This window comes from Chryseobacterium soldanellicola (assembly GCF_900100115.1).
GTDB lineage: Bacteria > Bacteroidota > Bacteroidia > Flavobacteriales > Weeksellaceae > Chryseobacterium > Chryseobacterium soldanellicola.
Genome location: NZ_FNKL01000003.1, coordinates 861,508 through 884,584 on the forward strand (window position 1 = coordinate 861,508; position 23,077 = coordinate 884,584).

Sequence of the window (23,077 nt, forward strand, 5' to 3'; positions counted from 1 at the left end):
CCTTAAATTCATTAATAATTTAAATTAATATTTCCGCTATCAACAAAAATATAAAGCTATTTAATTAAACTATAAAACTTGGGCATCATTTATATTTATATATTTTATCAAAGGCAGGTCCTAAAATACCAAAATATAACACCCTGAATATGAAAAGACTAAAACCTCGTATTACAAAATGCAGTTAGTCTACCCACAAAAAAGACTAAAAAAATGTTTTATCGTAAAGAATTTTATATATTTGCACCATCTAACAATTAAAAAAAATAATTTACTATGTCAGACATTGCATCAAGAGTAAAAGCTATCATCGCTGATAAGCTTGACGTTGAAGAAACAGAAGTAACTCCGGAAGCTAGCTTCACGAACGATTTAGGAGCAGATTCTTTGGATACAGTCGAACTAATCATGGAATTTGAAAAAGAATTCAACATTCAAATCCCTGACGATCAGGCTGAAAAAATTACTACTGTAGGACACGCTATCGCTTATATCGAAGAAGTAGTAAATAAATAATATTCTTCAACAAAAAAGAAATTAAAAAAAGTTTATGGAATTAAAAAGAGTAGTTGTAACCGGTTTTGGCGCAATAACACCAATTGGAAATAATGCAAAAGAATACTGGGAAAATCTTCTAAAAGGTGAGAGCGGTGCTGCTCCGATTACTCTTTTTGATGCCACAAACTTTAAAACTAAATTCGCTTGCGAGGTGAAAAATTTCGATCCGCTGCAACATTTCGATAAGAAAGAAGCAAAAAAAATGGACCGGAATACACAACTTGGGTTGGTAGCTGCCCGAGAGGCAGTATCACACTCAAGAATTATCGAAGACAATGTAGATAAAAACAGAGTCGGAGTAATTTGGGGATCAGGAATCGGAGGTTTGGAAACATTTGAAACAGAAGTTTTAGGATGGGCAAATACCGAAATTCCCAGATTCAACCCATTTTTTATTCCGAAAATGATTGCGGACATCACCCCGGGACACATCTCTATCGAGTATGGTTTCCATGGTCCGAATTACACAACTGTTTCTGCATGTGCGTCTTCTGCAAATGCTTTAATTGATTCCAAAATGCTGATCCAGTTGGGAAAAGCAGACGTGATTGTATGTGGAGGCTCTGAAGCAGCCGTTACAGCAAGTGGTGTCGGTGGATTCAATGCAATGATGGCACTTTCTACAAGAAACGACGATCCGAAAACAGCTTCAAGACCTTTCGACAAAGACAGAGATGGCTTTGTACTAGGCGAAGGAGCAGGATCCATCATTCTTGAAGAATATGAGCACGCCGTAAAACGTGGTGCTACAATTTATGCAGAATTAAAAGGTGGCGGTCTGAGTGCAGATGCACATCACATGACAGCCCCTCATCCTGAAGGCTTAGGAGCTTATTTAGTAATGAAAAATTGCTTGGAAGATGCAGGGTTAACTGCTGATGAAGTAGATCACATCAATATGCATGGGACGTCTACTCCATTAGGAGACATTGCAGAATCTAATGCCATTTCAAAATTACTAGGCGAGCACGCTTTTGACATTCAGATTAATTCTACAAAATCAATGACAGGTCACCTTTTGGGTGCCGCCGGAGTTATTGAAGCTATTGCTGCGTTGGGAACGATTATTCATGGTATTGTTCCTCCTACCATTAACCATTTTACTGATGATGAAAATATTGACAGCAGACTGAATTTTACATTCAATGACGCTGTGAAGAAAGATGTGAAAGTAGCCATGAGCAATACTTTTGGGTTTGGTGGGCATAACGCTTGCGTTCTATTTACGAAAATCTAAATTCAATGAATGGAGTTACAGAAATACTTTTCTAAATTCCTTCTCAAAAACAGAAAAAGAAAATTAACGGAGAGAGATTTCTTCCTCAGCACGAAACTCAATAAAATGTTAGGCGCTGAGGTGCAAAATATTGCTCTTTACCGTGAGGCTTTTTCATTAAAAACCTCTTCTAAAAATCAGGACAGTAATTACGAAAGACTTGAATTTTTGGGAGACTCTGTTTTGGGTACAGTCATTTCTTGTCATTTGTTTCAGGCATATCCCCAGGCCAATGAAGGATATCTGACGCAGATGAAATCTAAGATTGTTAACAGGAAAAATCTTAATAAATTAGGAGAAGACCTAAAGCTTACTGACCTTTTACAAAAACAAGGTTCTGTAGCGTTGGGTGAAAATATTTCCGGAAATTTATTAGAAGCTTTGATCGGTGCTGTTTATCTTGATTTCCATTATGATACCTGCAAAAGGATTATTTTGGAAAGATTGCTTACGCCTTCCGAAATTAACAAGCTTGAAAATAAAATTGTAAGCTATAAAGGTCTTCTGCTGGAATGGAGCCAGAAGAAAAAAGTAAATATAAAGTACGAAACTTGCGAAGAAGTACAGGTAAATAAAGCAATCGTTTTTCGTTGCCACGTTTGGCTTTCTGACGAAAAAATCGCGAATGCGACGGAAACTTCCAAGAAAAAAGCAGAAGAAAAGGCAGCGCAGAGGGCATTTTATATTTTAAACAAAAAAGAAAATATACTTGGAAATTCAAAAACTTTATGACCTAGACGATATAGAATTTGAAGATATTGCCATAGGATTGGTAAGATTAGCAAAAAATATACCCGATCATGAGTTTTTCTATCATGTAAATCAAAATAACAGCGACCTTAAATTTTCAAGAAAGAAAGATCTGATCTTCAATGGGGCTTATTTTGACTATTATTTTCCAAGATTTGAAGCTTACCATAAGTTTACAAAAACCTGTTTTACTTTCATTTCAAACAAATCTTCTGAAAGTAAACAAAAAAAACCACAGACTGAACTCTTCTCAGAAGAAGAAAACATTAAATTTTTATTAAATAATCAGGTAGAAGTACAATATATTTTGCATAGTTCGGAACAGTTTCATGATTTTTCCGTAATTTTGCTCCCTGAAAATCTTGTCTTTCCAATTCAAGATTACACACTAAGTTCTGATGAAGAGCTTTATCAAATTATCCAGTATTATGAATAAGTATTTAAAGAAGACAAAAATTATCGCAACACTTGGACCGGCTTCATCGTCGAAGGAAGTAATGTTAGGGTTAATGAGAGCAGGTGTTGATGTTTTTAGAATAAATTTTTCACACGCAGACTACGACTTGGTTCGCTCAAATATGGAAATTATCAGAGAACTTAATAAAGAATATGGGTTTTCTGTAGGTATTTTGGGAGATTTACAAGGTCCAAAACTGAGAGTAGGTGTAGTGAAAGAAGGTTCTTATCTAAATCCTGGAGACATCCTTACCTTCACGAATGAAAAAATTGAGGGAGATTCTACGAAAGTCTATATGACGTACCAGCAATTTCCTCAGGACGTAAAAGTTGGGGAAAGAATCCTTATTGATGACGGTAAATTAGTTTTAGAAGTAATAGAAACTAACGAAAAAGATATTGTAAAAGCGAAGACGATTCAAGGGGGACCGTTAAGTTCTAAAAAAGGGGTAAACCTTCCGAATACAAACGTTTCTCTTCCTGCTTTAACGGAAAAAGATATTCAGGACGCCAACTTCATGCTTGACATGGAAGTAGACTGGATCGCGCTTTCTTTCGTACGTCACGCACAGGACATTATTGACTTAAAAGAACTTATTAAAACACATCCGAACGGTAAATTCAAGATTCCGATTATTGCGAAAATTGAAAAACCTGAAGGGGTAAAAAATATCGATGAAATCCTATTAGAATGCGACGGATTAATGGTTGCCCGTGGAGATCTCGGTGTTGAAGTTCCAATGGAAGAAGTTCCTGCAATCCAGAAAACATTGGTTGAAAAAGCAAGATTCTATTCTAAGCCGGTAATTATTGCCACTCAGATGATGGAAACAATGATCAACAGCTTAACGCCAACAAGAGCGGAAGTAAATGACGTTGCCAACTCTGTATTAGATGGTGCTGATGCCGTGATGCTTTCAGGAGAAACCTCAGTAGGCAGATATCCTGTACAGGTAGTCGAAAATATGGCTAAAATTGTACAAAATATCGAAAAAACAAGTTTTTATCAACATAAAAATGAACCGATTGAGAAAGATTACAACTGTATTGATGACAGATTTATCACAAACAGAGTATGCCTTGCTGCGGTAAGAATTGCAAAAACAACGAACGTTGCTGCGATTGTTACGTTAACGCATTCAGGATATACAGCTTTCCAGCTTGCGGCTCACAGACCGAATTCTCACATTATTGTTTACAGTGGCAATAAGAGAGTTATTACGATGTTGAATCTTCTTTGGGGCGTTCATGCGTATTATTATGACATGAAAAAACCTACTGATGAAACAATTATTCAGGTAAATATGTTGACGCACAATCATGGTTATATTGAAACCGGAGATTTCGTCATCAATATCAACGCTACACCATCATACGAAGGTGGCAAAACAAATACATTAAGATTAACAACAGTTTAATCTCAATTATAAAATAAAAACTCCCGAGAATATCGGGAGTTTTTTTATGTTTAAACGTAAGAAAATTAATTTCCTACAATAGTTTTTGGAGTTACAAATTCTTTTAATGCAATTAATGAAAGTTCGGTACCGTATCCTGAGCTTTTCGTTCCTCCAAACGGAAAACGTGGGTCAGAGCTTGTCATTCTATTGATATTTACCGTTCCTGATTCCAGGTTTTCAATGAAAAATAGTTGGCGGTCCTTATCTTTAGTCCAGACAGAATTTGAAAGTCCGAAAGGAATATCATTGGCAAATCTTAAAGCTTCTGCATCGTCTTTTGCAATCATCACCATTCCCAAAGGTCCGAATAATTCTTCCTGCAAAATAGGATTCCCTTCCTTCACTCTTATTAAACCCGGAGTAAATTCTGTATCAGAAATTCTCTCTAACGGAATGATAATTTCAGCACCGTTTTCTAGGGCTTTTTTAAATTGATTTTCAAGATCGTCTGCTAAATCCGGTCTTGCCATTCCACTGATTTGCGTTTCTTTATTCATCGGATCAGCTGGAATGAATTTTTTATATTCTTCTATGAATTTCGGTAAAAATTCATCTTCAATTTGTTCTTCAATGATAAATCTTTTCGCGGCAACACAGGTTTGACCACAATTCTGAAGTCTCGCTTTTGCCCCGACTTTCGCAGCTTCATCTAAATCAGCATCATTTAAAACGATAAAAGCATCACTTCCACCCAATTCAAGCAGAGATTTTTTGATGTTTTTTCCAGCGATGGAAGCCACTTCAGCACCTGCTTTTTCACTTCCGGTTAAGCTTACTCCTTTTATTGCTTTATGCTCTAAAACTTCTTTTACATCTTTATGACCAATTTCCAGATTCTGGAAAACACCGACTGGAAAACCTGCTTCCAATAATACTTCTTCAATGGCATTTCCACTTCCGAAACAGATTGAAGCGTGCTTTAAAACAACGGTATTTCCCGATAAAATCGCAGGAACTGCAAATCTCAGTACTTGCCAGAAAGGAAAATTCCAGGGCATAACTCCTAAAATTACCCCTTTCGGGATAAAATGGATTTCAGAATAATTATATTCAGAATCTACAGTTTCTGGCTTTAAAACATTTTCCGCATCAGCGTAATAATTCAGCATTAAAGCACATTTTTCGACCTCAGCGATCGATTGTGAAATGGGTTTATTCATTTCTGTGGTAATTATTTTACCAAATTTCTCAGAATTTGCCTTTAAAATTTCCGCCGCTTTTCTCAGTAATATTTGTCTTTCTTCAAATGGTACTTTTTTCCATTCAGAAAAAGCCTGATCAGCTTTAATGAGTTTATTCTCAATTGATTGTTCCATATTGTAAAATTAGTTTAAATTCAAACAGGTTGAATTTATAAATGCTTTTCTCTTAAAAGCATGATGAAAGCAACAAATTTTATTCCTTTAGGTTAAATAAAATAGTGATTTTCTCTATCGGAAAAATATAATTTTCTATTTAAATCATAAACCACTCATTCACAAGACATGCGGCCAATCTAGCTGTTCTCTCCTGAATATCAAACGAAGGATTTACCTCTGCCACATCGAGTGCGATGAGTTTTTCGTTCTTTAAAATATGTCTGTAAAAATGCATAAAAGTCGAATCTGCAAAAATTCCGTTGTAGGCTGCTGCTGAAACTCCCGGCGCAATAGAGGCGTTGAAAACATCCATGCAAATTGTCAGATATACATAATCTACACTATTAAATAATTCATCGATTCTTTCATAAATTGAGGGAAGATTTTCAAAGAATAATTCGTCTGCAAGAATATATTTCATTCCGAATTGATGAGCGGTATCAAATAATTTCAATGTGTTTGAATTTCTTTGAATTCCGATATGTAACGAATTAATTTCACCTTCCTGAGCAATTTGCCAAAAACCGGTTCCTGAGCTTGACTCTACTCCATTTTCGGGTTGTCTGTTATCGAAATGGGCATCAATATTAATAATTCCGATTTTCTGTTCTGGAAAAGCAGTTTTTACTCCTAAATAATGGGCATACGTAACTTCATGTCCGCCTCCTAAGACAAGAGATTTCCCGTTTTTCAAAAGAACTTTGGAAACATTTTTTGCAAGCTCGTTCTGGGTATTTTCAAGATTTTGGTCTTCACAGGTAAGATTTCCGAAATCAAGTAACGAGAAATCAGGAAATATTACCGGAAAATTTGACATATTTTTCCTGATAACATCCGGAGCATCTTTTGCCCCTTGCCTTCCCTTATTTCTTCTTACGCCCTCATCTACCGCAAATCCGTGTAAAACGAAATCTTTAGTTGAAATAATATCGTAATTTTTTTCTTCTTTAACTCTCTGGAATATTCTATGATAAAGAAGTTCTTCACCATCTAATCTTCCTTGCCAGATATTGTTTTTCATTATTAATATACTTTATATGAAAATTTCTTTTAGAGGATGCCTTTCAACTATTTAGATCCTTTCAGGATAATAAAAAGTGTAAATTTATTAAATAATCACAGCAAAAACCACACACTTTGTCATCCTGAAAGGATCTAAACAACTTTATTAAACAATTAATTGTATTCATCTAATCCGCAACAACTAGATAATTTATTGGAATAGATAATTTAAAAATTCTAAGTTTGGATTAAAGTTCCTTATTAATTTAAATTTGTTGTCCCGTTTCAAAAGCTTTATTTCTTTTTCTCGTTCAATAGCCTTTTGTATCCAACCAAAACTTTCGTAATAAATTAGAAAACAAGTATTATATTTTGCTGTAAAACTATTGGGATTAATCTTATTTTTATGTTGTGCTAATCTAAGATGTAGATTATTTGTAACTCCCGTATATAAAACTCTTCTGCTTTTATTAGTTAAAATGTAGACATAAAATTTATAAATCCCGTCATTTAATTCAATCATTATCTTTATCATTTGTGTTTAGATGCTTTCAGCATGACAAAGATGTAACAATATCAACGATTGTCAAACTGAAACTACAATTAAATTTTATTCCCGTCAATATAAACATTCTCAGCCTTTAAGCTTCCCTGATTATATAAAACATTCTGAAAATTATTTGTTTTAAAGGTCACAAAGTCTGCTTTCAAGCCATTTTCCAGTTTTCCTCTATCTTGCAAACCAAGCGCAAAAGCCGAACGGAAAGTCATTCCTGCCAAAACTTCTGCTGTCGTTAATTTTTCAAATGTTGCTAAAATTGAAGCCTGCGTAATTAAATTTCCCATCGGCGCAGACCCCGGATTCCAGTCGCTCGCAATCGCTAAAATCGCTCCTGCATCTAATAGTTTCCGAGCCGGAGTAAATTTTTCTCCTAACCCCAGACTTGCTCCCGGTAAAGCTGTCGCAACGGTATTTGACTCAGCTAAAAACTCAATATCTTCATCAATTGTAGCTTCTAAATGATCTGCAGATTTTGCACCGACTTCAACAGCGATTCTTGAGCTTCCTGGCGTGAATTGGTCTGCATGAACGGTAATTTCAAAACCTAAATCTTTAGTTTTAAGCAAAAACTCTTTACTTTCTTCAGGCTGGAAAGCTGATTTTTCAATGAAAATATCAACGCGTTTTGCTAAGTTTTCTTCTTTTACTTTTGGTAAAATTTCGGTGATGATGTAGTTTAAATATTCCTGATTGTTTCCTTCAAAATCTCTTGGTTTCAAGTGCGCAGAAAGACAGGTCGGAACCAAAGTAGCTTTTGTCTGTTCCTGTGCTTTTTTAATCATTCTAAGCATTTTCAGCTCATTTTCTACATCTAGACCATAACCGCTTTTCACTTCAATCGTTGTGATTCCCAAAGAAATCAGGAAATCGATTCTTTTCAGTAAAGTTTTTAATAATTCTTCTTCTGAAGCATTTCTTGTATGTTGAACGGAACTCCAGATTCCACCGCCATTTTCTGCAATTTCAAGATATGTTTTACCTGCATTTCTCATTGCAAAATCATTCGCACGGTTTCCACCGAAACAAATATGCGTGTGAGAATCTACAAAAGCGGGAAGAACGATCTGCTCGCCTTCGACCGTTTCAATTTCAATATTTTGATATTCAGATTTTAATATCTCGAAATTACCAACTTTTTGAATTTTTTCGTTATCAATTAAAATTCCTGCATCTGCGATGATCTCAAGTTGCTCGTCTGATAATTTTCCTCTTAACGGAAGGTTGGCAAGTGTCACGACTTGCTTGAAAGGACCAATTAATTTCATTAGTTTTAAGGTTTAGGCTAAGGTTTAGATTAAGGTTGACCGCTATTAAGACGATTTGTTATTTTGTTTAAATCATGTACTACTTCTCCAATCAATTTTTGTATTTCTAAACACTCTTGTTCTGAAAAATATTTTACTCTGTTTCCATATATCAGATGGCTTTTTGTTTCAAAAGCTGAACCTCTGGAAATATCATAGAATCTACTTTTATCCTTTGCCGTTCTTCTCCCAAAACCTTCAGCAATATTTGCGGAAATACTTTGCGCAGACCTTCTTAATTGAGAAGTAAGTGCGTAATCTTCTTTTTTTGGTAAATTATCAGATATGTGGAAACATCGTTCAGCAATATCCATTGCCTTTTGCCACACAGGCATTTCAGTAAAATCTTTTATCAATTTATTAATTACTTTTTCTCTTTCAAAAATACTTAAAATATCCCAATCATTTAAGTCATACAGAGTCTCGTTTTCAATCTTTGCACTCACTTAAATTTCAACCTCAAAGAATCTCAATCTCAACCTTAATCTTAACCTCAATTTTCCTTATCTTTGAAGTAAATGAAATAGAATTAATGCCAGATTTTTTACATCCAGACAGAGAAAACTATTCCCATGAAGAGCTCATGCAGGAAGACCAGATCCGTCCTCAGAGCTTTAAAGATTTTGCTGGACAAAGAAAAACCCTTGAAAATCTTGAGGTTTTTGTGACCGCTGCAAAGAAACGCGGAGGTGCTCTTGACCATGTTTTGCTGCACGGTCCGCCAGGTTTGGGTAAAACAACTTTAGCAAACATTATTGCCAATGAGCTTGGAGTTAATTGTAAAATTACTTCAGGGCCTGTATTGGACAAACCCGGAAGCTTAGCCGGATTATTGACCAATCTGGAAGAAAACGATGTGCTATTTATTGATGAAATTCACCGTTTATCGCCTATTGTAGAAGAATATTTATATTCTGCGATGGAAGACTATAAAATCGATATCATGCTGGAAAGCGGTCCGAATGCGAGAAGTGTTCAGATCGCATTAAATCCTTTTACACTGGTCGGCGCGACAACCCGAAGCGGAATGCTGACAAAACCGATGCTGGCAAGATTCGGGATTCAAAGCAGGCTGGAATATTATACCATTGAGCTTTTATCAATGATTATTCAAAGAAGCGCAAGGGTTTTGGGTGTGAAAATTTATGAAGATGCAGCCATTGAAATTGCAAGAAGAAGCCGTGGAACGCCCAGAATTGCAAATGCTCTTTTGAGAAGAGTCCGTGATTTTGCTGAAATAAAAGGAAACGGTGAAATTGAGATCAACATTACAAAATATGCCTTAAATTCATTAAATGTCGATGAATTCGGTTTGGATGAAATGGATAATAAAATCATGCGCGTCATGATTGAAAATTTTAAAGGAAAACCGGTAGGAATTTCGGCGTTGGCAACATCAATTGCGGAAAATCCGGAAACTCTGGAAGAAGTTTATGAGCCGTTTTTAATTCAGGAAGGATTTATTATCAGAACTCCGAGAGGCCGGGAAGTTACTGAAAAAGCGTATAAACATTTAAATATTGCGATACCTAGAAAGCCGGGAGAATTGTTTTAATCAAATGAAAAAATATTTAATCTTACTATTTATAATAATATTCAATAGCATAATCTGCAATGCTCAAAGTAATACTTTTTTAGAAAAAGGTAAAAATGAAATGAGAATTGGAAACTTACAAAAAGCTATAGATATCTTCACAGAATCAATCAATAAAAATGAGAATATCACTGAATCATATTTTGCCAGAGGATTATGCTATAATTTGTTGAAAGATTATGACAATTCCATAAAAGATTTCATAAATTCTGAAAACCTTGGAAATAAGGATGATAAATTATATACATTAAGAGGTTTTGCATATAGCCAAAAAGGTAAAAATGATCTGGCTTTAAATGATTTGGATAAAGCAATTTTACTCAATGAAAATTTTAATAAGAATTATTTTAATAGAGGAATGTTAAAAGTAAGATTAAATAAAAATAATGATGCATTAGATGATTTAAATTATTATTTGAGTAAAGTTGATGATCCCAATGCTTATTTTGAAAGAGGAAAAATTTATTTATCCATAAGTAAAAAGAATGAAGCTTGTAAAGATTTTGAAAAATCTATTTCCTTAGGAAATAATGATGAAAAATTGATGAGTACACAGAAAAACAACTGTAATTAATGTTCATACCTAAATTATATAAAAGCGAAGACTATAATTTGATGAAAGAAATCATCAGAGAAAATGCTTTTGCTTTATTAATTTCTTCGGTCGATAAAATAAGGGCAACCCATTCAATGATGATCCTGAATGAAGATGATCCCGAAAATATTTATATTGAAACTCATATTTCCAAAGCCAATCCGCAATCGAAAATATTGAAAAACGGAGATGAAGTTCTTTGTGATTTCCTTGGAGCGCATACTTATATTTCGAGCAGCTGGTATGACCATATCAATGTTTCAACCTGGAATTATGAAGCCGTTCAGATCTACGGAAAAGTAGAGTTAATGAATCACGATGAGCTTTACAATCATCTGGAAAAATTAACTTCAAAATATGAGAAATCCCAAAAATGTCCAGTAATGGTAGAAAATATGGGAAAAGAATTTGTTGAAAAGGAAATGAAAGGTGCTTTTGGCTTAAAAATAACCCCGACTGAGATTTTTATCAAACAAAAGCTTTCACAAAACAGAAAAGAGGCAGATTTCCGGAATATCATTTCAAATCTTGAAAATTCGGATGATAACGGAAGAAAAATCGCTGAAAAAATGAAATCAATTAAAAAATAATCAAAATATATATGAAATTATATCCTATACAATGTGGAAAATTTAAGCTGGACGGCGGCGCAATGTTTGGAGTCGTCCCAAAGAGTCTGTGGGAAAAAACAAACCCGGCAGACGAAAGAAATTTAATTGAACTGGGAACCCGCTCTTTATTGATTGAAGACGGAAAAAAATTAATCCTGATCGATTGCGGCCTTGGAAACAAGCAGGATGATAAATTCTTCGGCCACTACTCGCTTTGGGGAGATGATAATTTAGATAAAAACTTAAAAAAATACGGTTTTGTGAAAGAAGATATCACTGATGTTTTCTTAACTCACCTTCATTTCGATCATTGCGGCGGTGCTATTGAATGGAACGACGACAAAACAGGCTACAGACCGGCCTTCAAAAATGCCCAGTTCTGGACGAATGAAAATCACTGGAAATGGGCGACAGAACCAAATCCGAGAGAAAAAGCAAGCTTTTTAAAAGAAAATATCCTTCCGATGCAGGAAAGTGGCCAATTGAGCTTTTTACCGCTTCCGAAAACGGGAAATTACGGTTTTGTACCTGATTTAAAAATGGATGTCATTTTTGTTGACGGGCATACCGAAAAACAAATGTTGCCGGTTATTCAATACCAGGAAAAAACAATTGTTTTTGCAGCAGATTTGATTCCTACCTCAGGACATATCAATCCGGTTTATGTGATGGGATATGATACAAGACCTCTTTTAACGGTTGAGGAAAAAGCAAAATTTCTGAAGCAATGTATTGATAATGACTATTTATTGTTTTTCGAACATGATGCTCATCACGAATTGGCCAGTCTGAAAATGACCGAAAAAGGAGTGAGACTTGATGAGACTTTTAGTTTTAATGATGTTTTTGGATATTAATTTTAATTATGGAAGAACTACATTCAGAAACACTGAAAGCTGAGCCGGAGCCATCATATGCTTCAAAAATCATCGGTTTAACAGGAGGCATCGGTTCAGGGAAAACTACGGTTGCAAAATTTATTGAAGAATTCGGATTTCCGGTTTATTATTCGGATGACAGAGCAAAAACGATCGTTAATGATAATGAAGATGTAAAGCTAAAAATCAAAGAACTTCTGGGTGAAGAATCTTATGATGAAAAAGGTCTTTATAATAGAAAATTTGTGGCTGAAAAGGTTTTTAACGATAAAGATTTACTTCATAGCTTAAATGAAATCATCCATCCTGCTGTACGGATAGATTTTGAAAATTGGGTAAAGCAGCAGACCAAATATCTGATTTTTAAAGAAACAGCCTTATTGTTTGAATTAAAGCTCAATAAGGATTGTTATAAATCTGTTCTGGTAACTGCCGAAGATAATATCAGAACTAAAAGAGTCATGGACCGGGACGGGAAAACCTACCGCGAAGTGGAAGCCGTCATGGAAAAGCAGATGCCTGAAAAAGATAAGATCAAACTTGCGGACTGCATTATTTATAACAATACAAATCTGGAAGATTTAAAGGAACAAACCGAACGAATCATCTTCGATATAGAATAAAAATAAAACTCGTCAGAACTTTCCGGCGAGTTTTTTTGTGCTTGATGTAAGATTAAAATAAAAAATAAGCTCTCATTTCTGAGAGCTTATTCTATTTAAAAGTTAATGATTACGTATTATTCTTTGATGAATTTCTTCTGAATAGATACTGCCTCACCATCTTGGATGTCTATTACATAAACTCCATTTATCAGTGCGCTTACATCAATCTTGTTGTTTAAGATAATCCCGCTAGACACAAGCTGTCCTGCAGCATTGTAGATCTTATGATTAGCTCTTTTGCTAATGTTTTTCACGTACAATACTGATTTTACAGGGTTAGGATAAATCAAGATATCTGTTTGATTAATTGGGTTCTGAACTGCCTGTTTAGAAATTCTCACCGTATAATCTTCTACTTCACCATCTTGGAAACTTGTACAGTTTACAGGAATATTGTCTTTCGATAAAGCTACTCTCATTACAACATATTTGTAATCAGTCATGCTTACAAAAGCATCTGCCGGTACGCTGAACGTTCCTGAAACAGGGGTTGTGCTGTTTGGCGGTGAAGAGTATACTCTTTCGTTGATATCAAAGTATCCGTTTCTGTTGAAATCGATCCATACCGCGATACCTGCATTGGCAGCAGTACCGGACAATTGTTTTTCAATAGAAATTTCGTTTCCTGTAGAACCTTGAACTAATTCAATAAATGTTGCAGGATTACCCGTAAAATCCGTATAAGTTGACGGTCCTGAAGCATTTTCCATAACTGGTTTACCTGTTGGTTTTACAGTTACTTTAGAAATTGAAGCATTTGCTGAGCTCGCAGATGACTGCTGACAGTAAATAACTGTTGGCGTAGTGAAGAAATAAGGCTGAGTGTAAGTACCCGGAGTACCGTTACAAACATTTACAACCTGCATTTCATACTTAGTCATTTCGGTTAAACCTGTTAACGTTAAAGTATTTGTCGCTACCGGAATTGTTGTCCAGCTCGGAATACCCACTTTTCTATATCTCAGGATATAAGTTGCTCCCGGGAACGGATCCCAAACCACTACTGCTGTTGTAGGCGTAAGGTTAGTAATCGTTAATCCCGGAGGAGGTAATTCGCACGTTCTTTCCGTAGTAAATACTTTAGGGTTAGACCAAGGGTTAATTGTAGTCTCACCGTTACAGATATTCGCAACCTGTACTTCATAAGTAGTATAAGGATTTAAACCTGGAAGAGTATAAGTATTAGCCGGAGGCGCAGGTAAATTAACCTGAATCCAGGTTGCAGTTCCCACTTCTCTGTATCTCATTACATACGTTGCACTAGGTACAAGAGGTGTCCAGGTAACTACCGCCGAGTTTGTTGTAATATTGCTGATTGCAACACTTGGAGGAGTAGGATCACATCTCGTAGTGAATGTCTTAATTGCTGTAAATGTACCTGGCGTATTACTACAAACGGCAGCAATCTGAACTTCGTAAGTTGTAGCAGGAATTAAGCCTGTTAAGTTAAGCGGAACGTTTCCTAGAAGCGTTGATGCGTATACATCCGTCCATGTTGTTGTTCCAAGAACTCTGTACTGTACCAAATAACTTAAGTTACCGGTTCCTGCCGTCCAGTTAACCGTAGCTGAGTTATGCGTAACAGCAGTAAATGTAGGAGCATTTGGTGTTGTGGTAGCACAAGGTCTTAATCTTACTGCATAATCTTCCACCTCACCGTTTACCGCATTCTGGCACATTACCGGAGCCGATGAACGTTTTAATACAACTCTCATTGTCGTTGTCAACGGCCCGTTATAAGCAGTTGAAGGTACGTTGAATAATGCATTTACAGGCGTTGTTGTACTTGATGCAGAAGCAAGAATCTGTTCTGTAGATTCAAATACACCGTTTCTGTTAAAGTCAATCCATGCAGATACGGCATCACTTTGAGTGGCAGCACTCCATCCTTTAGCTACAGTGATTTTATTACCTGTTGACCCAATGTCTAAATTAACAAGGGTTGCAGGTGTTGTATAGCTGATATAGTTGGTCTGTACTGATGTATTGCTCATCACAGGAAGACCTAAGTTTACAGGATTAATGGTAACATTAGAAATAAAATCTGTAGTCCCCGTACCTGTCATATTACAATAGGTAATAGGTGTTGTTGTGAATAGTGTAGAAGCAGACCATGCGCCTGTAACGCCACCACAAATCGTTGCTACCTGTACTTCATAAGCAGTTTGCTCAGTAAGTCCGGTAATGTTGTAGCTGTTTCCTGTTACCGTTGGAGAGGTATTCCAAACACCTACCGGCGAAGTGGTTCTCCATCTTACTAAATAAGTAGCTCCTGTAGAAGAAAGCCAAGAAACTGTAGCGGTAGTTGCAGCAATATTTCCTACCACAATATTCGTTGGAGGAGCTGTAGTACAAGGCTGAACGTCTACAAATTTCACTAAATAATCCTCAACCTCACCATTGCTTGTCAATACTGAGCAGGCATCAGCAGGAGTTAAGAAATATACGATAACACGCATTTTAACTTTATTGGTTCCGTTATATGCGTTTGCTGGAACGTTAAAGTTTGCAGTAACCGGAGTTGTTGAAGAATAACCTAAATTCATTATTCTTTCGCCCCCGGCAACTGTAGATGGGTTATTATTAAAGATACCATCACCGTTGAAATCTATCCACGCATATGTAGAATATGTTCCTGACAAGATTGTTCTTCCTACAGAAAGCACATTGTTCGTAGAGCTACGAGCCAATGTCACAGTCTTAGTTAAATCAGTAGAATAATCTGTATAAGTACTAGGACCTGAGTTATTCGACATCATAGGTGTGTTGGCACCCGTTACTGTAATGTTATTGATGAAAGCATCAGTTACAGTTGCAGTACCAGAGTTACAATAAGTGATCGCAGGTGTCGTAAAAGTAATAGAACTTGACCACGGACCTGTAGTACCACCACAAATTGTAGCAACCTGCACCTCATACTGAGTTGTTGCATTTAAACTTGTAATAGTATAAGGATTTGTTGCAGGGTTTACAACAATCCAGGTTGGTGAAGCTACTGCTTTATATCTTAAAGTATAAGTGGCACCTGTAGCATTTAACCAAGAAACTAACGCTGTAGAAGCCGTAACGTTTGAAACCACGATCGGCGTAGGCGCAGCAGTAGTACATCCCTGAAGATCAACAATTTTCACTGCATAATCTTCAATTTCACCATTAGCAACAGTAGCACAAGGGTCTGTAATCGTAGAAGTAGAGAAAATCACTCTCATTCTAAGCGTTAAAGGACCATTGTAAGACGTAGCAGGAACAGTGAATGTAGCTGTAATAGGAGTTGTAGTACTTGCAGTAGTACTGATTACTCTTTCTGCTGTTTCGAAGATACCGTTTCTGTTAAAATCAATCCATGCTCCGACAGCTAATGAATTTTGCGTGCTTGTCGGCCAAGATTTGCTTACAGAAATAGAGTTACCTGTAGAGGTACGAACTAATGTAATTAGCTTCGCAGGATCTGCAGAATAATTTGTATAAGTATTTGCTCCTGAATCATTACTCATTACATATGAGTTGGTAGGTGCAATGGTAACATTAGAAATATATCCGTTGGTATTTGTTGTAGGAGTATTATTACAATATGTTACCGCAGGAGTTGTAAATTGGAAAGGTGCAGTAAATGTACCCGTAGTTCCTGAACAAATATAAGCTACCTGAACTTCATACTGAGTAGATTCTGTTAAACCTGTAATAGTATACGCATTCGATGTTAAAGGAACAGGTATCCAGGTTGTGCTTCCTACTTCTCTATATTGTAAAATATAAGTAGCCCCTACTGCAGGATCCCACATTACATAAGCAGAAGTTGCTGTAATGTTGGTTACACTAAGATTTAATGGCGCGTTACTTGTACATGGGATCGGCTGAATTAATTTAACAGCATAATCCTCTACCTCACCATCCCCAAAGCTTTGACACATCACTGGTGAAGTGCTGTATCTCATTGCAACCCTCATTCTTGTCGTTGAAGGCCCGTTGTAAGCCGTTGCAGGAACGTTGAATGTAGCCGTAACAGGAGTAGTCGTGTTACTTGGAGTATTCATTACCTGTTCTGAAGCTTCAAATACACCGTTTCTGTTAAAGTCAATCCAAACTCCTACTGCCTCGCTCCAAATAGTGCCAGGGAAGAATTTAGTAACAGAAATTGTATTGTTTGCAGAACCGATCACCAAATTAACTAAAGCACTTGGTGTAGTACTATAATCCGTATAAGTAGATCCTACAGAGTTATTGCTCATTACAGCAGCACCGGTAGGAGTTACCGTAACGTTAGAAATATATTCTGAAGCAAAGTTACTGGACGTCATTGTACAGTAAGTAAGCCCCGGAGTTGTAAAGTTCGTAGAAGCAGAGAATGTACCCTGAGTACCGGAACATACATTAGCTACCTGTACTTCATACTGAATACCATCTGTTAAACCTGTAAGGTTGATTGTATTTGTAGCTGAAGTCACCGTAATCCACGTTGTACTTCCTACAGGACGATATTGTATAACATAAGTAGCACCTGCAGAAGCTGCCCAAGAAACAGTAGCTCCCGTCTGAGTAATTGCAGAAACAACAACACCTGTTGGCGGTGCACTTGTACAAGACGCTAAGCTTGCAACCGTTGCATTACCGATAGCATAAAATACGTTACCGACAGCAGCCACTCTGATTTTAACCGTAGAACCAATTGCACCTAAAGCTGCAAATGTTAAAGATTCACTACCGTCATTAGCTGTAGAAGGGGAAAGAACTGTCCACGTTACCCCGTTATCTGTTGTATAATCGATTTTTACATTGGCAACACTGTAAGGTGCAGCTGTTGTATTTACCACATCCCAGGTAATAGTCGTCGGACCATTATTATAAGCTGTAGCTGTCGTTACTTTAAACGGACCATCATTTCCGACAATAATTGTCTGCTCGGCAAACTGAGTTTGCTGCTGATTGGCTGCCGGATTGTTGTCTCTTACTGTTACTGCGAACTTGGTCGTTCTTGCAACTGTTGAAACAGATTCCCAGCCGTTATTTGAATTATTTAAAACTCCAGCCAGAACTGAAGCTAATTTTGGAAAATATCTTGTTGGGTTTGTTGTAGGATTAAAAGATCTGAATGAAGCTCCAGTTGCAGTTGTTCCTAAGTTATTTTTATTAATCGTAACACTTGCATTATCTACTTCTTCCCAGGTATACGTCATCGGATCGTTTTCAGGATCTGTTGCAGAAGCCGTTAAAACGAATGCCGTTCCTTTAGGAATATTATAAGTAGGTAAAGCCGTAATTACAGGTGGGTTATTTGTGATTGGCGTTTCAATATCACAAGTCTTGCTAATTAAATTAGCCTGAACCTGCTTGATGCTGGCAATATGAAAATAAGGATCAGAGTGAGGCTGAACATCAGTGTTCGGGCCTGTAATCCCTGCATACCCCATAATAGTAGAACCTGAACCCGGTTCCTGGTTGACACCAGCTCCTTCAAGAGCGTGTGAGAACGTGTGATTACCTCCTAACTGGTGACCCATCTCGTGAGCAACATAGTCGATATCAAAATTATCTCCCTGAGGAATACCATCTGCAGGAGAAGTAAATCCTGAACCTTTACCGTTTGGTACACCTGTTGTAGGGTTTACGCAAACGCAACCGATACATCCGGCGTTACCTCCACCTCCTGAAGCACCGAATAAATGCCCAATATCATAATTGGCATTTCCGACATTTGCAGTAAGCGTTTGCTGAAGCTCTGAATTCCAGTTATTCATCTGTGCTGCAGGTGAGTAAGGATCCGTAGCCGCATTGGTATAAATTACACTCGGAAAGTTTTGTAAATCTAAGTGTAATGCGAAATCTTTTTCAAATACACCGTTTACTCTTGTAAGAGTTGCATTAATAGCCGTTAAAGCTCCCGCAACAGTTCCCCCAAAATATTGGGTATATTCTCCTGTTACAGACATCGCCAATCTCATTGTTCTGTACTTTTTGTCAGAATTCTTTGAGAAATTAAATGTTTGATTATTAAATGCTTTTCCTGTCGTGTAAAGATTTTCTATCTCTTGTTTGGATAGTCTGTCTTCGTTCATAGAGCATAAGAAACCTTCACTACTCTTATCCGTTTTCGGGTGCACGCCGTAAACCGTTTTCATTTTGTCTGCCGGTTCTATGAACTCGGATTTGCCGTCTTTGATAATCATTGACTGAAAATCATCAGGCGCTAAACTAAATCTCAGGTATTTGCCCGGATCATCGATCCCGACCCCTACATAAGATCCTAATTGGTATTGGTTCGCGAGCTCTTTTACTACAACCGGAAAGCTGTAAACGGCAAACCTTTCAATTTTCCCTTCCAAAGTTGGCAATGAAATGGTAACGGGCTTTGCGTTTTTGCCCGTCTCCTGTGCTTTTGCCAATTGAGACTTTAGTAAAGAAATGTCTAGAGAGTAATAGTTCTTAATTTCAGAACTTCCTCTGATTTTTTCTCCCCTGAATGTCGTAGGACTCCACTGTGCACTGGTAATCGCAAACAATAAGAGGAAAAAGAAAGAAGTAAATTTTTTCTTCATAACTTTCTCAATATATTATATTAATTACACAAATCTAATCATTTTTTGTTATTAATTTGTAACTCGAAACAAAATTTTTGTGAAAATTTGATAATTAATCATTTTAAGATTTCAGAATAAAAAAAAATTCTATGAAAGACCTTATCATCACATATAAATTAAACCAAACGATTATTTCGTGCTAAATTTTATCTTTTAAAGCTATTCACTGTTATTACTCTAGCTATTTAAAAATTAAAACAATAAAAAAATCCCCGGAAAATTAATTCCGGGGATCTTTGAATATTTTAAAGTATTTTATTACTTCTTGATGAATTTAGAATTGAATGTTTGTTTTCCTTTATCATCGATTGTAATCATATATACTCCTTTAATTAAAGAAGAAACATTGATTTTACCTCCAGAAACAGTTCCGTTTCCTACTAGCTGACCAGCTGCGCTATAAATCTTATAAGAAGCTTTGTCAGAAACTTTAGTAATATTCAACACGTCTGTTGCAGGGTTTGGATACAATTGGATACCATCCTTAGTATTAGCAAGATCACTTGTACCTAAGTTAGTTACCACCACTACGTTATAGTCTTCAACTTCACCATTCGGGAAAGATCCACATGCGAAAGAATCCGGAATAGAAAGACCTACGTTTGTCGGGTTAATTAAAACAGTAACTACTCTCATTCTTAACGGCGTATTTGTTAACGCTGTTGAAGGCACTGTAAATGTTCCCGTTTTAGGTGTAGTTCCAACCGGCAAAGCAGTTACAGGCATATTTAAAACTCTTTCAGAAGCTTCAAATGTTCCGTTTTTGTTATAATCTATCCATACGGCCATTCCGTTAACTGAAGCACCAGAAACAGTTGTAGTAAGAGAAACACTTATTGAATTGTTTGCACTATTGGCCAGCAATAGAGGTTGCAACGCCGGATTAGCAGTAAAGTCTGAATATGTAGTTCCTACTGTTGTATTATTGACAGTAGCCAATGTTACATTAGAAATATAATTAAACTGGCCACTTGTACTTGCAGCTGTACAGTAAGCTACCGCCGTAGTTGAGAAGTTTGTTGAAGCTGAATAAGTTCCAGGAGTTCCTGAACAAACAGCCGCTACCTGTACCTCGTAAGCAGTACCGTCAGTTAAACCTGTTATATTTACAGTAGGTGAAGTAGATGTAGTTTGTTGCCAAGTAGTATCTGTTAATTTTTTATAACGGATAATATAAGTAGCTCCAGAGATAGGCGCCCAGTTTATAGTGGCCCCACCCGCAGTAATGTTACTTACTGTTACGTTTGTAGGTGCAGATCCGTCACAAACTGCAAGAGTACTTACGCTAATAGATTTTACTGCATAAAATACGTTTCCGATTGCAGAAATTCTTAATTTAATCGTCTGATTGTTTAATGATGAAGGAAGTGTAATACTTTCTGATCCGTCATTTGCTGTTGAAGCAGAAGCAACCGTCCAAGTTGTACCGTTATCTGTTGTATAATCAATTTTTACGTTAGCAACATTATATGGTGCAGCCGTTGTTCCCGCAGCATCCCACTCAATGGTAGTAGGTACTGTATGAGAAGCATATTGTGTATTAACTTTAAATGGTCCTTCATTTCCTACAACAATAGTCTGATCAGCGTACTGAGTCTGCTGTTGATTGGCTGCCGGATTGTTATCTCTTGCTGTGATCGTAAATTTAGTTGTTCTCGGAACCATAGAAACAGATTCCCAACCGTTGTTTGAGTTATTTAGAACTCCTGCCAAAACTGAAGATAATTTAGGAAAATATCTTGTAGGGCTGGTTGTAGGAACAACTGATCTGAACGAAGCACCTGTAGAAGTTGTACCAAGATTTGAGCTATTGATAAGAACACTTGCATCATCCATTTCTTCCCAAGTGTACGTCATCGGATCGTTTTCAGGATCAGTAACTGAAGCTGTTAAAACGAACGCTGTTCCTTTAGGAATATTATAAGTAGGTAAAGCTGTAATTACAGGCGGGTTATTTGTAATATTAGTTTCTACGTCACAAGTTTTGCTAATTAGGTTAGCCTGAATTTGCTTAATACTTGCAATATGGAAATAAGCATCAGAGTGTGGCTGAACATCAGTTGTAGGACCAGTAATACCAGCATATCCCATAATTGTTGTACCTGAACCAGGCTCTACATTTACTCCTGAACCTTCCAGTGCGTGAGAGAATGTATGGTTACCACCTAACTGGTGCCCCATTTCGTGAGCTACATAGTCAATATCAAAATTATCTCCCTGAGGAATACCGTCAGCAGGAGAAGTATATCCGGAACCTTTACCTTTAGGCACCGCAGTCGTCGGGTTGATACAAACACAACCGATACATCCTGCATTACCACCACCACCTGAAGCACCGAATAAGTGACCGATGTCATAATTTTCGTTACCTACGTTTGCAGTTAATGTAGTTTGTAACTGTTGATTCCAAGCACCTGCCGCACCTGTTGCCGCTGGTGAATATGGGTCAGTAGCTGCATCTAGATAAATAACAGCTGGATAGTTTTGTAAATTTAAATGTAAAGCAAAATCTTTCTCAAATACACCATTTACTCTTGTAAGCGTTGCATTGATCGCAGCTAGTGCTCCTGCAAGTGTTCCTCCGTGAAAAGCAGTATATTCACCCGTAACAGACATTACCAATCTCATTGTTCTGTACTTTTTGTCAGAATTTTTTGAGAAGTTATTTGTCTGGTTAGAGAATGTACTTCCTTGCTTGTAAAGATCATTAATATCATTTACGGCAGCAGGACTTTCTGTCGTGCTACAAAGGAAGCTCTTACCTTCTGTACGCTTGGACTTAGCATGAACTTTATAAACGGTCTTAGTATTATCTGTTGGCTCAATAAATTCATAGCTTCCGTTTTTGATAATCATTGACTGGAAATCGTTAGGAGCCACTGAGAATCTTAAAGTTTTTGAAGGATCATCAATTCCAACACCCACATACGATCCCAATTGATATTGGTCCGCCAATTCTTTCACAACTACCGGAAAGCTATAAACTGCAAATCTTTCTATTTTACCATCTAAAGTTGGTAAAGAAATTTCTACTGATTTAGCATTTGGTCCAGTTTCCTGAGCATTTCTAAGTTGTTCCTTAATTTTATTAAGATCCAACTTGAAATAACTATAACTATCTGCAATAGATGGCAAATCTGTCATCCCTTTTTTAACTGTAGTCGGGGTCCACTGCGCAAAGGCAGTACCACCTATCAAACTACAAAATAAAACAGTAATAAGTTTTTTCATGTAATATAACTATTTTTAACTTGCCAAAAATAGCCATACATTTTCTAACCCCCAAAAAATATTCGCTATATTTTAAATAATTATTAACAATGTTAAAACATATGTATAAATTTAAGATCAGAAACAACATTTTTCAATAGAAAAGGTTTTGAAAATCATACATCTATTTTCATTTTATTATAAAGATTGAAGAAAATAATTC

At 36.6% G+C, this 23,077-nt stretch carries 17 protein-coding genes; 10 read left to right on the top strand and 7 right to left on the bottom strand.

The window, feature by feature from the left end; genetic code table 11:
* Nucleotides 1-276 precede the first annotated feature (276 nt).
* Genes BLT04_RS13370 through pyk form a run of 5 tightly spaced genes read left to right on the top strand, consistent with a single transcriptional unit; the run spans nucleotide 277 to nucleotide 4,458 of the window.
* Nucleotides 277-516 carry an acyl carrier protein gene (locus BLT04_RS13370; protein ID WP_002976354.1) on the top strand — a complete coding sequence of 80 codons (240 nt, stop codon included), beginning with the start codon at nucleotides 277-279 and terminating at the stop codon, nucleotides 514-516.
* A 34-nt stretch (nucleotides 517-550) separates the two neighbouring features.
* The gene (fabF, locus tag BLT04_RS13375) at nucleotides 551-1,795 is read left to right on the top strand and encodes a beta-ketoacyl-ACP synthase II (protein WP_089756280.1); all 1,245 of its coding nucleotides are present in this window, start codon (nucleotides 551-553) and stop codon (nucleotides 1,793-1,795) included.
* A 9-nt stretch (nucleotides 1,796-1,804) separates the two neighbouring features.
* The gene (rnc, locus tag BLT04_RS13380) at nucleotides 1,805-2,566 is read left to right on the top strand and encodes a ribonuclease III (RefSeq protein ID WP_089756281.1); all 762 of its coding nucleotides are present in this window, start codon (nucleotides 1,805-1,807) and stop codon (nucleotides 2,564-2,566) included.
* Nucleotides 2,544-3,020 carry an IPExxxVDY family protein gene (locus tag BLT04_RS13385; protein ID WP_089756282.1) on the top strand — a complete coding sequence of 159 codons (477 nt, stop codon included), beginning with the start codon at nucleotides 2,544-2,546 and terminating at the stop codon, nucleotides 3,018-3,020. The genes rnc and BLT04_RS13385 overlap by 23 nt, the downstream gene beginning before the upstream one ends.
* Nucleotides 3,013-4,458: a pyruvate kinase gene (pyk, locus tag BLT04_RS13390; RefSeq protein WP_089756283.1), complete on the top strand. Its 1,446-nt coding sequence runs from the start codon at nucleotides 3,013-3,015 to the stop codon at nucleotides 4,456-4,458. The genes BLT04_RS13385 and pyk overlap by 8 nt, the downstream gene beginning before the upstream one ends.
* 65 nt (nucleotides 4,459-4,523) lie before the next feature.
* On the opposite strand, the gene BLT04_RS13395 is transcribed toward pyk, so the two are convergent.
* The 5 genes from BLT04_RS13395 to BLT04_RS13415 form a co-directional block, all read right to left on the bottom strand.
* Nucleotides 4,524-5,816, bottom strand: a complete 1,293-nt coding sequence (locus BLT04_RS13395; protein ID WP_089756284.1) for an NAD-dependent succinate-semialdehyde dehydrogenase — start codon at nucleotides 5,814-5,816, stop codon at nucleotides 4,524-4,526.
* 139 nt (nucleotides 5,817-5,955) lie between these two features.
* The gene (hutG, locus tag BLT04_RS13400; RefSeq protein ID WP_089756285.1) at nucleotides 5,956-6,879 is read right to left on the bottom strand and encodes a formimidoylglutamase; all 924 of its coding nucleotides are present in this window, start codon (nucleotides 6,877-6,879) and stop codon (nucleotides 5,956-5,958) included.
* Between the two features lie 192 nt (nucleotides 6,880-7,071).
* On the bottom strand, nucleotides 7,072-7,395 hold the full coding sequence (locus tag BLT04_RS13405) for a GIY-YIG nuclease family protein (protein WP_317040695.1): 324 nt from the start codon (nucleotides 7,393-7,395) through the stop codon (nucleotides 7,072-7,074).
* A gap of 68 nt (nucleotides 7,396-7,463) precedes the next feature.
* On the bottom strand, nucleotides 7,464-8,687 hold the full coding sequence (gene hutI / locus BLT04_RS13410; RefSeq protein ID WP_089756286.1) for an imidazolonepropionase: 1,224 nt from the start codon (nucleotides 8,685-8,687) through the stop codon (nucleotides 7,464-7,466).
* A gap of 29 nt (nucleotides 8,688-8,716) precedes the next feature.
* Entirely contained in the window at nucleotides 8,717-9,172 is a 456-nt protein-coding gene (locus BLT04_RS13415; protein ID WP_228421950.1) for a four helix bundle protein, read from the bottom strand.
* An 86-nt stretch (nucleotides 9,173-9,258) separates the two neighbouring features.
* Between BLT04_RS13415 and ruvB the strand changes: the two genes are divergently transcribed.
* From ruvB to coaE, 5 genes are read left to right on the top strand one after another with little or no spacing between them, the layout of a single operon-like run.
* Complete coding sequence (gene ruvB / locus BLT04_RS13420) at nucleotides 9,259-10,281, top strand: Holliday junction branch migration DNA helicase RuvB (RefSeq protein WP_089756287.1); 1,023 nt, start codon at nucleotides 9,259-9,261, stop codon at nucleotides 10,279-10,281.
* Between the two features lie 4 nt (nucleotides 10,282-10,285).
* Entirely contained in the window at nucleotides 10,286-10,894 is a 609-nt protein-coding gene (locus tag BLT04_RS13425; RefSeq protein ID WP_139166247.1) for a tetratricopeptide repeat protein, read from the top strand.
* Nucleotides 10,894-11,505, top strand: a complete 612-nt coding sequence (locus BLT04_RS13430; RefSeq protein WP_089756289.1) for an FMN-binding negative transcriptional regulator — start codon at nucleotides 10,894-10,896, stop codon at nucleotides 11,503-11,505. Before BLT04_RS13425 ends, BLT04_RS13430 begins: the two co-directional genes overlap by 1 nt.
* A gap of 11 nt (nucleotides 11,506-11,516) precedes the next feature.
* Entirely contained in the window at nucleotides 11,517-12,383 is an 867-nt protein-coding gene (locus tag BLT04_RS13435; RefSeq protein WP_089756290.1) for an MBL fold metallo-hydrolase, read from the top strand.
* A gap of 8 nt (nucleotides 12,384-12,391) precedes the next feature.
* Entirely contained in the window at nucleotides 12,392-13,027 is a 636-nt protein-coding gene (gene coaE / locus BLT04_RS13440; RefSeq protein ID WP_089756291.1) for a dephospho-CoA kinase, read from the top strand.
* Nucleotides 13,028-13,143: 116 nt separating this feature from the next.
* On the opposite strand, the gene BLT04_RS13445 is transcribed toward coaE, so the two are convergent.
* Together BLT04_RS13445 and BLT04_RS13450 are read right to left on the bottom strand one after the other, a co-directional pair.
* Entirely contained in the window at nucleotides 13,144-19,602 is a 6,459-nt protein-coding gene (locus BLT04_RS13445; RefSeq protein ID WP_089756292.1) for a GEVED domain-containing protein, read from the bottom strand.
* A 300-nt stretch (nucleotides 19,603-19,902) separates the two neighbouring features.
* The gene (locus BLT04_RS13450) at nucleotides 19,903-22,875 is read right to left on the bottom strand and encodes a reprolysin-like metallopeptidase (protein WP_089756293.1); all 2,973 of its coding nucleotides are present in this window, start codon (nucleotides 22,873-22,875) and stop codon (nucleotides 19,903-19,905) included.
* Between the last annotated feature and the right edge of the window lie 202 nt (nucleotides 22,876-23,077).

Excerpts from the sequence above, each read along its gene's own strand:
- BLT04_RS13370 (WP_002976354.1), top strand. The coding sequence starts at position 277 with ATGTCAGACATTGCATCAAGAGTAAAAGCTATCATCGCTGATAAGCTT.
- fabF (WP_089756280.1), top strand. The coding sequence starts at position 551 with ATGGAATTAAAAAGAGTAGTTGTAACCGGTTTTGGCGCAATAACACCA.
- rnc (WP_089756281.1), top strand. The coding sequence starts at position 1,805 with ATGGAGTTACAGAAATACTTTTCTAAATTCCTTCTCAAAAACAGAAAA.
- pyk (WP_089756283.1), top strand. The coding sequence starts at position 3,013 with ATGAATAAGTATTTAAAGAAGACAAAAATTATCGCAACACTTGGACCG.
- BLT04_RS13395 (WP_089756284.1), bottom strand. The coding sequence starts at position 5,816 with ATGGAACAATCAATTGAGAATAAACTCATTAAAGCTGATCAGGCTTTT.
- hutG (WP_089756285.1), bottom strand. The coding sequence starts at position 6,879 with ATGAAAAACAATATCTGGCAAGGAAGATTAGATGGTGAAGAACTTCTT.
- BLT04_RS13405 (WP_317040695.1), bottom strand. The coding sequence starts at position 7,395 with ATGATAAAGATAATGATTGAATTAAATGACGGGATTTATAAATTTTAT.
- hutI (WP_089756286.1), bottom strand. The coding sequence starts at position 8,687 with ATGAAATTAATTGGTCCTTTCAAGCAAGTCGTGACACTTGCCAACCTT.
- ruvB (WP_089756287.1), top strand. The coding sequence starts at position 9,259 with ATGCCAGATTTTTTACATCCAGACAGAGAAAACTATTCCCATGAAGAG.
- BLT04_RS13425 (WP_139166247.1), top strand. The coding sequence starts at position 10,286 with ATGAAAAAATATTTAATCTTACTATTTATAATAATATTCAATAGCATA.
- BLT04_RS13430 (WP_089756289.1), top strand. The coding sequence starts at position 10,894 with ATGTTCATACCTAAATTATATAAAAGCGAAGACTATAATTTGATGAAA.
- BLT04_RS13435 (WP_089756290.1), top strand. The coding sequence starts at position 11,517 with ATGAAATTATATCCTATACAATGTGGAAAATTTAAGCTGGACGGCGGC.
- coaE (WP_089756291.1), top strand. The coding sequence starts at position 12,392 with ATGGAAGAACTACATTCAGAAACACTGAAAGCTGAGCCGGAGCCATCA.
- BLT04_RS13445 (WP_089756292.1), bottom strand. The coding sequence starts at position 19,602 with ATGAAGAAAAAATTTACTTCTTTCTTTTTCCTCTTATTGTTTGCGATT.
- BLT04_RS13450 (WP_089756293.1), bottom strand. The coding sequence starts at position 22,875 with ATGAAAAAACTTATTACTGTTTTATTTTGTAGTTTGATAGGTGGTACT.